Origin of the sequence: Streptomyces flavovariabilis (assembly GCF_000725785.1) — a bacterium.
Lineage (GTDB): Bacteria > Actinomycetota > Actinomycetes > Streptomycetales > Streptomycetaceae > Streptomyces > Streptomyces hawaiiensis.
In genome coordinates this window covers 99,855-114,000 of the sequence record NZ_JNXD01000004.1, presented here as the reverse complement: position 1 = coordinate 114,000, position 14,146 = coordinate 99,855, and the positions used below count along the sequence as shown (strand labels likewise).

The 14,146-nt window shown below is 70.9% G+C and carries 9 protein-coding genes; 4 read left to right on the top strand and 5 right to left on the bottom strand.

Going from position 1 to position 14,146, the window contains the following annotated elements; all coding sequences use genetic code 11:
* Positions 1 to 88 precede the first annotated feature (88 nt).
* From IO24_RS0109710 to IO24_RS0109700, 3 genes are read left to right on the top strand one after another with little or no spacing between them, the layout of a single operon-like run.
* On the top strand, positions 89 to 952 hold the full coding sequence (locus IO24_RS0109710; RefSeq protein WP_031134005.1) for an alpha/beta hydrolase: 864 nt from the start codon (positions 89 to 91) through the stop codon (positions 950 to 952).
* Positions 949 to 5,046 (top strand): caspase family protein, encoded by a 4,098-nt coding sequence (locus IO24_RS0109705; protein ID WP_031134003.1) that lies wholly within the window; start codon positions 949 to 951, stop codon positions 5,044 to 5,046. The genes IO24_RS0109710 and IO24_RS0109705 overlap by 4 nt, the downstream gene beginning before the upstream one ends.
* A 13-nt stretch (positions 5,047 to 5,059) precedes the next feature.
* On the top strand, positions 5,060 to 5,668 hold the full coding sequence (locus tag IO24_RS0109700; RefSeq protein ID WP_031134002.1) for a TetR/AcrR family transcriptional regulator: 609 nt from the start codon (positions 5,060 to 5,062) through the stop codon (positions 5,666 to 5,668).
* A 77-nt stretch (positions 5,669 to 5,745) separates the two neighbouring features.
* On the opposite strand, the gene IO24_RS0109695 is transcribed toward IO24_RS0109700, so the two are convergent.
* The 3 genes from IO24_RS0109695 to IO24_RS0109685 form a co-directional block, all read right to left on the bottom strand.
* Positions 5,746 to 6,678, bottom strand: a complete 933-nt coding sequence (locus tag IO24_RS0109695) for an isocitrate lyase/PEP mutase family protein (protein WP_107062928.1) — start codon at positions 6,676 to 6,678, stop codon at positions 5,746 to 5,748.
* Positions 6,679 to 6,760: 82 nt separating this feature from the next.
* The gene (locus tag IO24_RS0109690; RefSeq protein ID WP_031133999.1) at positions 6,761 to 8,443 is read right to left on the bottom strand and encodes a DUF2264 domain-containing protein; all 1,683 of its coding nucleotides are present in this window, start codon (positions 8,441 to 8,443) and stop codon (positions 6,761 to 6,763) included.
* A 79-nt stretch (positions 8,444 to 8,522) separates the two neighbouring features.
* Positions 8,523 to 9,566: a rhamnogalacturonan acetylesterase gene (locus IO24_RS0109685; RefSeq protein ID WP_031133997.1), complete on the bottom strand. Its 1,044-nt coding sequence runs from the start codon at positions 9,564 to 9,566 to the stop codon at positions 8,523 to 8,525.
* Between the two features lie 190 nt (positions 9,567 to 9,756).
* Between IO24_RS0109685 and IO24_RS0109680 the strand changes: the two genes are divergently transcribed.
* Positions 9,757 to 11,421 (top strand): rhamnogalacturonan lyase B N-terminal domain-containing protein, encoded by a 1,665-nt coding sequence (locus IO24_RS0109680; protein ID WP_031133995.1) that lies wholly within the window; start codon positions 9,757 to 9,759, stop codon positions 11,419 to 11,421.
* A 24-nt stretch (positions 11,422 to 11,445) separates the two neighbouring features.
* Here the strand turns inward: IO24_RS0109680 and IO24_RS0109675 are convergent, their stop codons facing one another.
* Together IO24_RS0109675 and IO24_RS0109670 are read right to left on the bottom strand one after the other, a co-directional pair.
* On the bottom strand, positions 11,446 to 12,858 hold the full coding sequence (locus IO24_RS0109675; RefSeq protein WP_031133993.1) for an RICIN domain-containing protein: 1,413 nt from the start codon (positions 12,856 to 12,858) through the stop codon (positions 11,446 to 11,448).
* 1 nt (position 12,859) lies between these two features.
* A complete protein-coding gene (locus IO24_RS0109670; protein WP_031133991.1) occupies positions 12,860 to 13,981 on the bottom strand; it encodes a glycoside hydrolase family 43 protein in 1,122 nt (373 codons plus the stop codon).
* Between the last annotated feature and the right edge of the window lie 165 nt (positions 13,982 to 14,146).

The window sequence follows — 14,146 nt, the reverse complement described above, 5'->3', positions numbered from 1 at the left end:
GCCGACGGCGATCGGCCCCCGTCCGTCCCTGTCCCGTACTACGCTCGATCCCTCTGAACTGCGCTGACGGACATCGGGGGAACGGGCGATGGCACGTGTCGTGGTGGTGCACGGAATCGGGCACGAGTGGTCGGGGTCGGCACTGATGGGCCGGGACGTGGCCCCGGCCCTGCGCGACGGCGTACGGCACGGATCGGGACTGCGGCTCACCGAGGACGAGGTCGCCTGCGCGTTCTACGGCGACGTCTTCTTCGAGGAGGGCACCCGCAGCCTCGGCGTGCCGCCCTGGGACGAGCACGACGTCGAGGACGGTTTCGAGGCGGAGTTGCTCACGGCGTGGTGGGAGGCGGCCGCAGGCACGGACCCGGCGGTGACGGCCCCGGACGAGCCCGGTACCCGCGCGTTCCCCGGCACGGGACGGCTGCTGTCCCAGCGGGTCCGCTCCGCGCTGGACGCGCTGTCGGGGTCCCGGTTCTTCGGCACGTACTCGGACCGCATGATGGTGCTCGCCCTGAAGCAGGTACGGCGGTACATGAACGAGCCCGTCGTCTGGCAGGAGGCCCGGGCCCGGGTGGCGGAGGAGATCGGCCCCGGCACCCGCGTGGTGGTCGCGCACTCGCTGGGCTCGGTCGTGGCGTACGAAGCACTGTGCGAGCACCCCGAGTGGCCGGTCACCGACTTCGTGACGGTCGGGTCCCCGCTCGGCCTGTCCCTGATCTTCAACCGGCTGAGCCCCCTGCCCGAGGAGGGGCGGGGCGCCTGGCCGGGCGGGGTCCGCCGGTGGACGAACATCACCGACCCGGGTGATGTGGTGGCCGTCGTCGACGAACTCGCCCGACGCTTCGGGCCGGTGGTGGACGAGTCCCTCGACAACGGCCTCAAGCCGCACAGTCTGCTGCGCTACCTGACGGCGAAGAAGACGGGCCGGGCGGTCGCCGAGGGGCTGATGTGACCGACTCGAGGGCCGGGAGGCGCTTCCTGATCTCGGTCGGGGTCGGCGCGTACAAGGATTCCGGCATTCCGGGCCTGCCGGGTGCGGTGACGGACGCGGACCGGGTAGCGGCGCTGCTCGCGCCCATGGGCTACACCCGCGTGCTGGAGGACCTGTCCCGCAACCCCTCCCGCAACGAGCTGGTCCAAGGGCTCGACGAGTGGGCGCTCGAGACGGGACTCGGCCCCCAGGACGTCGTCGTGGTCTACTTCGCGGGCCACGGGCAGAAGAACGGCGCGAAGCACTATCTCCTGTGCGCCGACCACCGCCCCGGCCTGTGGTCGTCCACGGCCGTCAGGAGCGACGACTTCGCCGAACCCCTCGTGCAGAGCGACGTCGGCCATCTGCTGGTCGTCCTCGACACCTGCTTCGCGAGCGCCGGCACGGAGAGCGTCGCGACCCTCGCGGCGCAGCTCACGGACCGGCGGCGCGGCAGCGCCCAGCGCGCGGTGCTCGCCGCGGCCCGGGGGAAGGAACCGGCGAAGGAGAACAAGTTCGTCGACGCCCTGGCACGGGTGCTGGCCAAACCCCAGGCAGGACCGTCACAGCGGTACCTGAGCGTGCGGGAGGTGACCGCGCGGATCAACGAACTGCTCGACTCCCCGACTCAGCACGCGAGTCACTCCGTCGTCGACAGCGCCGGCCAGGACCCGTTCTTCGACAACCGGCTGTACGTACCCGCGACCGCCCGGGACGGACTGGACCTCGCCGTCCTCGCCCGATTGCACAAACGCCACGAGGGCCACTACGGGCCGCGCGGACGGGGCTTGGAACACGCGGGCGAGCGGGGCAGCTACTTCACCGGCAGGATCCCCGCCCTGTCCTCCCTGGCGGGCTGGCTCAGCGCCCCTCACGACCGCAAGGCCAGGGTCGTCACCGGCGACCCCGGCTCCGGCAAGTCCGCACTGCTGGGCCGCTTCCTGGAACTGACCGACCCGGAGCACCCGGCCCGCACCACGCATCCGGGCGCCGGCTGGCTGCCCCCGCTGGGCATGAACGTCATACGCCTCTGGGCGCGCCGGGTCACGGGCACGGACCTCGTCCGGGACCTCGGAGCGGCCCTTGCCCTGCCGGACGCGGAACGGGACGAACTCCTCAAGGCCCTGGGCGAACGCACGGACCCGGTCACGATCGTGATCGACTCCCTCGACGAGGCCGGCACGGCGGGCGACCAGTCGGAAGGCCGCCGTATCGCCCGGGAACTGCTCCAGCCGCTGTCGGCCATGCCGGCGGTGCGCCTTCTCATCGGCACCCGCCGGAACCTGATCCCCGCCCTCGGCCACGCGGTCGAGGTCATCGACCTGGACAACGACGAGCACGCGCTCGAGGCGGTGACGGAGTACGCGCACGCCGTCCTGCTGGACGCGCACGACCCGGACAGCCTGTCTCCGTACCGGGGCGATCCGGAGCTGGCCCGGACGGTCGCCTCCGGCATCGCCGCCCAGGCCGGGCGTTCCTTCCTCGTGGCCCGGATGAACGCGCGGGCGCTGGTGCACCGCCAGGAGATCGTCGACACGGCGGTGGAGGGCTGGGAGCGGTCCCTGCCGGGCGACGCGCGCGAGGCGTTCGCGGCGTACCTGGACCGTTTCGGGTCGGGCCGGCAGCGGGCCGTCCGCCTGCTGCGGCCGCTGGCGTACGCGCAGGGCGAGGGACTGCCGTGGTCGACGGTCTGGGCACCCCTGGCCGAGGCGCTGTCCGGGACGCCGTGCTCCAACGACGACCTGGACTGGCTGTTCGAGAACGCCGGCTCGTACATCACGGAGTCGGACAACGGTACGGGGTCGGTGTACCGGCTGTACCACGAGACGATGGCGGAGTACCTGCGGGTGCCGAGCCGGGCGGCCGAGCATCACCGGGCCGTCGCGACGGGCCTGGCCGGTCTGGTGCCGGCCGGTCCGATCACCGGGGAGCGGGACTGGGCCACGGCCCACCCGTACATCCTCACGCACCTGGCCAGTCATGCGGCGGCGGGAGGTGTCCTGGACCAACTGCTCACCGACGCGGAGTACTTGGTGCACGCGCACCCGGCGTCCCTGCTGCGCGCGCTGGATTCCGCGGGCGGTGAGCAGGGCCGGAGGGTCGCGTCGGTCTACCGGACGTCGGCGCATCTGCTGCCACGGCTGCCGGTCGAGAACCGGCGGGACGTGCTGTCGGTCGATGCGGCGCGGTACGGGTGGGGCGAGTTGTCGCAGCGGCTGGCCCGGGGGCGGGAGTGGAGGGTGCGGTGGGCCACCGGGGGGCTGGTGCATCCGGCGCACCGGCGGACGTTGGCGGTGGACCGAGACGTATCGGCCCTGGTCGGCATCGACATCTCACATCGGCCCCACGTTCTCACCCGCGGTGATTCGGACGGGCTGGTGTACCTCTGGGACCTCCAGTCCGGTGAGCTCGCCCTCACGCTCGACTCCTACCATTCGGCCAGGGGAGTCTGCGGCGTCACCCTGGGGAAGCGCGCCTACTCCGTTGTCGGCGACGACCACGGGGTTATCGGCCTGTGGGATCTGCAGACCGGGGCATGCATCCGCATGCTGAACGGGCACACGGCAAGCGTCGACGCGGTGGCAGTCACCACGATCGGCAATCGGCCCCATGTCCTGAGCGGAGGCGAGGACGACACCCTACGGCTGTGGGACCTGCGAACCGGGGAATGCTCGCTGGTGATCCCGACAGCGCGTGCCGTGAAGACGATCCAGGGCGTCACCCTGGACAATGGTCCTCACGCACTCGTACACGACGGCGACGGCAACGCAAGCGTCTGGGACCTTCGGACCGGGGTGATGACCCTCACGCTCAACGAACCCGCGTATGCCACCTGCGTCGTGAACGTCGACGGCCGCGCCCACGCCCTCACCTCGAGTCATACGTACGTGCATCTGTGGGATCTGCACACAGGAAGGCGCGTCCGCTCACTCGGTGGGCACACCCAAGCCGTCCAAGCCGTCTGCGGGATCACGATTGACCGTCAGCCGCATGCCCTCACCGGCGGGGAGGACGAAACAGTGCGTCTTTGGAACCTCCAGACCGGAGAATGCAGGCTGACCCTGCTGGGGCACACCAACTCCGTGCACTCGCTCAGTGCAACCGTCCTGGCCGGCCGTCCCCACGCCATCTCCGGCTCGTACGACCGGACTCTTCGAGTGTGGGACCTCACGAGCACGCACACCGCCACGCCCCGCGAGTGGCACAGCGACTGGATCAACGACATCACAGACGTCTTGGTGAACGATCGCCGGCACGTGTTCACGGGGAGCTACGACGGCTCGGCCCGCCTCTGGGAGGTGAGCTCCGGCGACTGTGTCAACGCCCTGACCAGGCACTCGAACGGGAACTCAGTCGCCTGCATCGTCTTCGACGAGCGGCCCTACGCCCTCACCGGCGAGGACGACCACATCATGCAGCTTTGGGACGCCCGGACAGGTGAGCTCGTCAGCACCCTCGACGGGCACGAGTCCCTCCTGTGTGCCGTGGACGACATCGTCCTCGACGGCCAACCCCATCTGGTCAGCACGGCGTACGACGGAACCGTGCGTCTCTGGGCCCTCCGCAGCGGAGAATGCGTCCGCACTCTCGACGTCGGGCTTCATATCGCCGAAGTCGTCGCAGGTGTGGTCATCGACGATCACCCCTATGCTCTCACCTCCGGTCACGGCGGCGAAGTACGGATGTGGGACCTGCAGACCGGCGAGCGCACGCGCGTGTTCACCGGACACAGCTCCACCGTGGAGGTGATCTGCCGTACCACCCTCGACAACCGGCCGCACGCCCTCACCGGCAGTTACGATCACACCGTTCGTCTGTGGGACCTTCGAACAGGAGAGACCGTCCAACGCCTCACCGGCCACACCGCGCCCGTCAAAGTGGTCCGCGGCGTCACCATCGACGGCAGGCCCCACGCACTCACCGCTGCCGACGACCACACCGCCCGCCTCTGGAACCTCCGCACCGGTGAGTGCGTCGAGACCGTCTGGCTCCCCCTCGTCGCCACCGCCGCCACCGCCGTCGACAACCAGCTCATCATCTGCTTCGCCAACGACATGGCCCTCTTCGAGAGGTAACCCCCGCCTTCCCATGCCCAGAGCCGGCCTCACCCCCGAACGTCTCGTCGCGGCCGCGGCCGATCTCGCCGACGAGGCCGGTTTCGAGGGCGTCACCCTGTCCGCGCTGGCCCGCCGCTTCGGGGTGAAGGACGCGAGTCTGTACGCCCACGTCCGAAGCCTGAAGGACCTGCGGGCCCGCCTGGCCCTCCTCGCCGGTGGCGAGATGATCGACCGGATCGCGGCTGCGGTCGAGGGGCGGGAGACCGGCCGGGACACGCTCGCCGCCTTCGCCGCCGCCTACCGGGCCTACGCGCTGGAGCACCCCGGCCGGTACGCGGCGACACAGATCCGGATCGACCAGGAGCTCGTCACCGGCTCCCCCGCGATGCGCCGCACGGCCGACGTCACCTACGGCATGCTCCGCGCCTACGGCCTGGAGGAACCCGACCTCACCGACGCCGTGCGCCTGCTGCGCAGCACCTTCCACGGCTACTGCGCCCTTGAGTCCACCGGCGCGTTCGGCGCGCCCCGTGACGTACAGGCCTCCTGGGACAGGTCGATCGACGCCCTGCACGTACTGCTCCTGAACTGGCCCCGCGCGAAGAGGACACCCGATGGCCGAACGAGCCCGTCCCGATGACACGGCCGGTGTCATAGGGGCCGGGCCGTCCTCACCGGCGCGGAGTCCTTCTCGATGCTCTTCGCCACGGCCCTGAACTACCTCCACGTGCAGGCCCGGACGGCCGTCGACCCCGCCGTGACCGCCGCACAGCGCGAGTTGGGGGCCGGGCAGGCCGTGACCTGCCTGCACAACGCGCCCGACCTCACCGCCGTCTCCCTGCTGGCCGCCGCGCTCGACACGGCCTGGGTGCCGAGACCTGCCACATCGTCGTACGACGGCGTCGTGCCCGTCGGTGTCCGGCCCGCGCGGATGTCCGACGCCGCCTCCAGGGCCGCGCCCAGTGCCCGCCGGTACAGCAGCGAGCCGAGGCTGACGCGGCGCACGCCGACGTCGGCGAGGTGGGGGACGGACGGGCCGCCGGGCGAGTAGAGGACGTTGAGGGGCACGCCGAGGTGGCGTACCAGGGCCTCGATCTCCCGCAGGTCGGCGAGGCCGGGGACGAACACCCCGTCCGCACCCGCCTGTTGGTAGGCGTCGAGGCGCGCGAGGGTGCCGCCGCCCTCTCCCAGCCAGTGGGTGTCGGTACGGGCGTTGACGAACAGGCCTGGAGCGGCCTGCCTGACCGCTGCGATCTTCGCCACGTGCCGGGCGGCCGGGCCGAGGCCGTCCTCCAGGTTGATGCCGACCGCTCCGACCGCGTACAGCTCCCGCGCGAACTCCCCCACCTCGTCCGGGTCGTCGCTGAATCCGCCTTCCGCGTCGACGGACAGCAGAAACGGCCCGGCCCCGAGGGCCATGGCCAGCCTCAGCGTCTCCTTTCGGGTCGCCGCCGCCCCGTCGGGCAGACCGGCGGCCGCGGCGACGCCCAGGCTCGTCGTCCCGACCGCCCGGAACCCCTGACCCGCGAGCGCCCGGGCGGATGCGTGGTCCCAGGCATTGGGCAGGAGCAGGGGCTCCCCGGCGCGGTGGAGGCCGGCGAAGGCGGTGACGGCCCGGCCGGACGGCGTCTGCTGCGGATCTGCGGTCATGCCGCCACGCTAGGCCCGGCTCGCTTCGGCGCGGGCCGAAGTACGACGGCCGCTCGGCGAGCCCCCGGGGGGGGCAGGGGCCTCAGTCGACGTTCACGCCGGTCCCGTCCAGCCGGACCCGTACCTCGGGCCCCACGCTCCAGCGGACCGTGAACTCCCCCTCCCCGGAAGCGGTTACGGCGACCGTCTCCGGCAGCGGGACCGGATCCGCCTCGGCGGTGAGCCGGGCCAGGGCGACGAACAGGGTGGTGTCCCCGGTGGTGACGCCGGTGAGGTCGTCGTCGAGGCCGACGGCCGGCAGCAGTTCGGCCCGGACACCGTCCGGTGCGGTCCAGCCGGTCACGCGGACCGCCGTACCCGGCTGCGCCCCCGCGACCAGATGCGCACGCACCTCGGTCGCTCCGCGGGCCAGCACCACACTCGACACCCGCGCTCCCCCGGCCGCCGTGTGCCGGGACGCCGTCCAGCCGTCACCCGTGCCGAGCGGTTCGATGCCGGTGCGGCTCGGGTCGCCGCCGACGAAGACGCTGTTGTCACAGGAGTCGGAGGGGGTCGTCACGGTGGAGTACGCCAGCCGCGTGTAGTACGGGTCGTAGCGGACGTCCTCGCTGCCGTGGTTGTGGAGGCGCACCACGCCGTCGGAACGGGTGGACTGGAGCAGCCAGTTGGGAGGGCCGAGGGGGGTGACGGCGTCGGCGCGTTCGGCGGGGCCGGGTTCCTCCGGCGCCGTCCAGACCTCGTGGTCCGGGGGGAGCAGCAGGCCGAGGAAGCCCTTGCTCGCCCAGTACGGGGAGGCCGGGCCGGAGTAGCCCTGCAGGACGGACTCGTCGGGGCCGTGCCAGCCGAGGGAGAGCAGGCCCCGGTCGTCCACCGCACCCCGGTCCAGGAAGTACTTCAGCGCGCCCGAGGCCAGCCGCCGGGTCTCGCCGGGGTGCAGGGGCGTACGGCCGGTCAGCGCACCCAGCCACAGTGGGGCCGTCGTCGCGAAGCGGTATGTCAGGGAGCGGCCCTGGTGCATGGGGGCGCCGTCGCCGCCGAAGAGCCGGGAGTAGTCGCAGAGGTGGCGCGAGAGGCGGTCGCCGTACAGGTCGAGCAGGCGCTCGTCGCTCTCCAGCCAGGCGTGCAGCACCGGGTAGAGGTGCATCGCCCAGCCGTTGTAGTAGTCGTACTTGCGGCCGTCGCCGTCGGTGTACCAGCCGTCGCCGGCGTACCACTGCTCGATGCGTTCCAGGCCGCGGTCGATCGCCTCGCGGGAGGCGTCCGGCTCGTGGCCGATCTCGGCCAGGAAGCCGCCCACGGTGACCGGGAACAGCTCCCAGTTGCAGGGCCAGGGCTCGGCCGAGAGGGCGTCGGCCAGCCAGGCGGCCGTCCGCTGGCGTACGCCCTCGTCCAGGCGGTCCCACAGCAGGTCCCGGGTGAGGCGCAGGGCCAGGGCGATGGACGCCGCCTCCACCAGGGGCTGGCTGCGGTCCTCGATGCGGGGCCAGACGCCCGAGACGCCGGCAGCGAGGCCGGTCGCGTAGCGTTCCAGGGCCTTCTCGTCGCGGCGGAAGGCGGCGAGCAGCAGGGTGCGGGCGTAGCCCTCCAGGCCGTCGGAGAGGCGCCCCGACCAGCTGGCCCGGTCGCCGGGCAGGTGGTAGAGCGCGCGGTCCTCGCTCGCGTACGGCTCGACGGCGGTGAGCAGGGAGTCGGCCGCCGCCTCCCAGTGGGCGCGGGTGAAGCCGGTGTACGGGGACGTCGTGCGGTCGGCGGGAGGCAGGTGCATCGGATGTCTTTCGTGCTCGGGCCGGTGGATACGGATCAGACCTGGAGCGCCCCGGTTCCGGTCGGGGCGCCCCAGGGGTTCATCCCACCCGCACCTTGCCCTTCGGCACCAGATGCCGGGTGACGAGTTCGTCGCGGACGAGGCCCGCGTAGGCCGTCGCACCGCGCACGGAGGTGTGCGTGTTGTCCCGCGCCTCGTTGTAGAGGTACAGCGCCTTGGAGCCTTCCACGCCGAGGGACTCCACCAGCGCCTTGGTCTTCGCCGTGAGGTCGATCAGCGGGACGTTCCGCGCCGCGGCGACCGAGCGGGTGACGGCCGGGTGGTCGACACCGAGGCCGTTGACCAGGAGCGCGGTTCCGTTGTTCAGGGTGCCGTCGGAGTTGAACCAGCGCCGCACGATGGGAGTGACAAGGACCGGCTGTCCGCCCCGCTCCCGGACGCCTGCGACCAGGGTCTCCAGGTTGGCCCGGTAGGTGGCCTCGTCCGTGGTCTTGTCGTTGTGCGCGAGCTGGACGAGAACCAGATCGCCGGGGCGGATCAGGGGCCGTACGGTGGCCCACAGCTGCGGGTTCCCCAGATACGAGACCGTACTCTCCCCGGAATCGGCGTAGTTGGCGACGGACACGCCCTTGCCGAGGTACTGGGGCAGCTGCTGGCCCCAGCCGGAGTACGGGTCGCCGGGCTGGTCGCAGACGGTGGAGTCGCCGACCAGGAAGATCTGGCGGGCGTGCCGGGCGCGGGTGACCTCGATGCCGGCGAGGGCCGGGGCGGAGCCGCCGATCCGCAGGTCGAGGCCGGGGGTGCCGTCAGGGCCGGTCGGCTCGCCCTCGGGGGTGCGGACGTTCACCGTGAAGCTGCGGGTGATCCGCTTGCCGGCCGGTGCGGCCGTCTCCGGGAGCAGGGAGCGGCGGGTCTCACCGCTGACGCTCGTGCTGGACGCCGCCTTCCCGCCGAGTGTGACCCGTACGTCGTACGTGCCCGGCGGGACGTCGAAGTGGCAGGTGCCCGCCGCGCAGTGGGCCGGCACCGGGCTCCTGCCTCCCTCACCCGCGTGGGCGGGTACGGACGACAACGCGGTACCGAGGGTCACCGCCGCCACGACCACGATGCTGAAACGTCTCACTCCGGGCTCCTCCCAGCGCACGACACGACCTGGACGGGGACCGTACCGCTCCGGACAAGCGCTTTCTAGACCCCGAGCAGCATTCACGAGATCTCCGGGCGCGCATCTGTGAAAGCCCTTTCGCGAAATCGATTCAACTGTCACTCTCGCTCCCACCGCATTCCCCCCACCTTCCGCGGGAGGCACCCCCATGCCCGGAGCCATGAACAGACCGGTCGGCCGCCGCTCCGTCGTCCTCGCCGCCACCGCCGGTGCCGCCGGCGCGGCCCTCGGCCGGCCCGCGCACGCCGCCGGTTTCGGCTGGAGCGACGACGGCGCGAACTACGTCGTCGACACCGGCGCCCAGCTGGTCTTCAAGGTCGCCAAGTCCACCGGCGACCTGACCTCCCTGGTCTACCGGGGCACGGAGTACCAGGGCTACGGCGGCCAGAACTCGCACATCGAGTCCGGCCTCGGCGCCTCCACCGTGAGCATCAGGCAGTCCGGTTCCACCATCCTGATCTCCGTCACGCACGGCACGCTGAAGCACTACTACGCGGCCCGCGGCGGCGAGAACAACGTCTACCTGTGGACCCACAAGGCCGACACCTCCGTCTCGGCCACCCGGTACATCGTGCGCGTGAAGAAGGGCGCTTTCCTCAACGACGAGCCCGACTCCTACACGTACGCGCCCACCGCCATCGAAGCCTCGGACGTCTTCCGGAAGTCCGACGGCCAGACCCGCTCCAAGCACTACTCCAAGCGACGCGTCATGGACTACGACCACGTCGGCTGGTCCGCCGGCGGCGTCGGCCTGTGGATGGTGCGCAGCAACCACGAGAAGGCCTCCGGCGGCCCCTTCTACCGCTCCCTGCTGCGCCACCAGAGCGCGGACGGCGGCGGCCTCTACGAGATCCTCCACTACGGCCAGAACCAGACCGAGGCGCAGCGCTTCGGCCTCCAGGGCCCGTACGTCATCGCCTTCACGGACGGCGGGGCACCCTCCTCCGCCCTGTACGCGGGCACGCTGACCACGCCGTGGGCCGACTCGCTCGGCATCGCGGGCTACGTGCCGGCGGGCGGCCGGGGCAAGGTGGCGGGCGTCGGGATCTCCGGGCGGAACACCGCCTACCCGTACACCGTCGGTATCGCCAACCCGTCGGCGCAGTACTGGGGCCAGGCGCGCTCCTCGGACGGTTACTTCTCCCTGTCCGGGGTGCTGCCGGGGACATACACCCTGACCGTCTTCAAGGGTGAACTGGCGGTGTACACCACGTCGGTGAGCGTGTCGGCGGGCGGCACGACAACCCTGAACACGATCACGATCCCCTCTTCCAACGACCCGTCCAACGCGGGCGCGATCTGGCGGATCGGCGACTGGAACGGCACGCCGGGCGGGTTCAAGAACGCGGAGCTGATGACGTACGCGCATCCGTCCGACGCACGGGCCGCGTCCTGGACCGGGAACGTGGTCATCGGCAGCGGCGAGACGGCGGCCTTCCCCTGCTACCTCTGGAAGGACGTCAACAGCGGGATCCTGGTGTACTTCCGGCTCACGGCGGCCCAGGCGGCCGCCGCGCACACCCTGCGCATCGGCGTGACGACGGCGTACGCGAACGGCCGGCCCCAGGTCACCGTCAACGACACCTGGACTGCGCCGATCCCGGCCCCGCCCACCCAGCCGGACACCCGGTCGCTGACCAACGGTTCCTACCGCGGCAACAACCACACGTTCACGTACAGCGTCCCGGCGTCCGCCTGGAGGACGGACACGAGTCAGTACAACGTGCTCAGGATCGACGTGGTGAGCGGGTCGGGGGCGAGCGGGTTCCTCAGCGCGGGGACGGCGATCGACGCGATCGACCTGCTGGCCTGAGGGCCCCCAGGACCGTCCGGGGGGTCATGTCCCGCGTGTCCACTGCTGGTTGGTGCCTCCGTTGCACGTGTACGTGATGAGCGCGGCGCCGTTGGCGGTGGACGCGCCGTTCACGTCGAGGCACTCGCCGCTCGCGCGGGACTTGACGTTCACGTACGAGCCGGTGGTGGTCAGCGACCACTGCTGGCTCGTCGCGGAGGAGGCGCAGTTCTCCTGCGTGACCGTGCTCGCGTTCTCCCGCACGCAGAGGCTGCTGTTCCTGACCATCAGCTGGTAGTAACCGCTTCCGACGGACTTGAACCAGTACTTCTGGTTGGCGCCGCCGTTGCAGTCGTACTGCTTGAGCTGGGCGCCCGCCCAGAGCGACTGGCTCGTCACGTCCGCGCACTTGGAGGAGTGGCGGGCGGTCAGCGTGTTGTACGTGGCGCTGGTGCCGGTGACGGTTCCCGCGGACGTGTCGACGGTGACCTCGGGCGACCAGGACATGGACATCGTGGTCGAGTTGGAGAAGGTCAGCGGCAGCCACACGTACCGCGAGTCGTTGACCGTCCCGCTGAAGGAGTTGCCCCAGCGGTCGCCCAGGTAGAGGTACGAGGTGCCCGAGGTGCCCTGCACGGGCAGGACGAACGCGGTCTGCGAGCCGTACGCCGTCGAGTCGCCGATGTTCTTCATGGCCGACCAGGGGCCGGCGATGTTCGTGGCCGTGGCGTACTGCTGCTGGTTGGGGTTCCAGCCCGTGGCACCCGAGGTCAGCATGAAGTACACGCCGTTCCGCTTGAACAGCGCCGGGGCCTCGCGGTGGCCGCCGGGCCAGGGGTTGGCGACCAGGCTCGCGATGCCGGTGTAGTCGGCGGTGAGGCGGTAGATCTGGAGGTCGTAGTTCTCGCGGGCGGCGGAGACCATGTAGCCGGCGCCGTCGGTGTCCACGAAGACCGTGATGTCGCGGGACATGTGCTGGCCGAGCGGCCGGAAGCTGCCCTTCCAGGTGTAGTCGCCGTCGACGGTGTCGGAGACGGCGACGGCCGCACGGGCCTCGCTGTAGTCGGTGCCGTTCTCCTTGTGCATCCACATCACGAACTTGCCGGTGGAGGCGTTGTACATGACCTTCGGCCGCTCGATGTTGGCGGTCGCGAGCTCGGGGTCGCCGGCCTCGGTGAGGACGTGGTTGCGGAACTCCCAGTTCTTCAGGTCGGTGGAGCGGTAGGCGTCGACGTAGCGGAAGGTGTTGTCGGCGTTGCGGTGCTCGCCGAACCAGTAGTAGTAGGTGCCGACCTTGAGGACTCCGCCGCCGTGCGCGTGGACGGGGCTGCCCGAGGTGTCCGTGAACTGGGTGCCGTTGGTGACGGTCTGGGGTGCCGCCTGGGCGGGCCCGGCGGTGGCGAGGGCTCCGAACAGGCCCAGGCACAGGGCGAGGAGGGTCGCGTACGCACGTCTCATGTCAGTCACTCACCTTCACCGCGTCGGCGACCGGGACGCCGAAGTCGGGGGTGCCGTCGCGCTTCCAGCCGAGTTTCTGGACGCGGGTGTGACGGTTGGGGTCGTTCAGGGGGTCCCCGTTGATCTCCTTGTACTGGCGGGCGTGGTAGACGAGGACGTCGGTGCGGCCGTCCTCCGCGACCGTGAAGCAGTTGTGGCCGGGGCCGTACTGCTTGGTCGTGTCGTTGCTGGTGAAGACCGGGGTGCGCGACTTGGTCCAGCTCAGGGGGTCCAGGAGGTGGCTGTCGGCGTCGGCGGTCAGCAGGCCCACGCAGTAGTTGAAGTCGGTGGCGCTGGCCGAGTACGTCATGAAGAGGCGGCCGTTGCGCTTGAGGACGTACGGGCCCTCGTTGACCTTGAAGCCGATGCACTCCCAGTCGTACTCGGGGGTGGAGAGCCGCACCTGCGGGCCCTTGAGGGTCCACGGATTCGCCATCTCCGAGAGGAAGATGCCCGTGTTGTTGTCCAGTCCGGGCTCGTGCTGGGCCCAGGCGAGGTAGCGCTTGCCCCGGTGGGTGAAGGTGGTGGCGTCCAGGGAGAACGTTTCCCAGGCCGTCTTGACCTGGCCCCTCTCCACCCAGGTGCCCTTGAAGGGGTTGGGGTGGGCGTTCTCCAGCACCCATATGCGGATCGCCCAGACGTCCTCGGCGGGCGCGGAGGCGAAGTAGATGTACCACTTGCCGCCGATGCGGTGCAGTTCGGGCGCCCAGATGTGGGCGCCCATGGGGCCCGTGGCGTGGGCGCGCCAGATGACCGACTCGTCCGCCGTGCCGAGTCCGCCCAGGGTGCGGGAGCGGCGCAGGATGATGCGGTCGTACTCGGGGGCGGTGGCGGTGAAGTAGTAGAAACCGTCCTTGTGCCGGTGGATGTGCGGGTCGGCGCGGTTGCGGACGAGCGGGTTCACGAAGGGGGCCGGCTTGGAGTGCCCGGCGGGTGTTCCGGCAGCGGTTTCTGCCTGGGGCACCGCCTGGGCGACGCCGGGGAGGGCGGGGACGGCGGCCAGGGCACCGGCGGCTGCGGCGCCCTTCAGCAGCAGTCTGCGGCTGGGGGGTTCGGGCAGAGCGTGGTCGCGGTCGCGGCTCATGCGGAGGGGCCTGCCTCTCACTGGGGGACACACGGCGTTGTCGTCCGATGTGGGGTACGAGATTTCGAACACCATCTGTCATTACGAACGCCGAAAAGGTAAGGGGGTGACACGGGGAGGTCAACGGGTCTGACGGGACGAACCCCGCCCGGCCTGTTTTCCGAA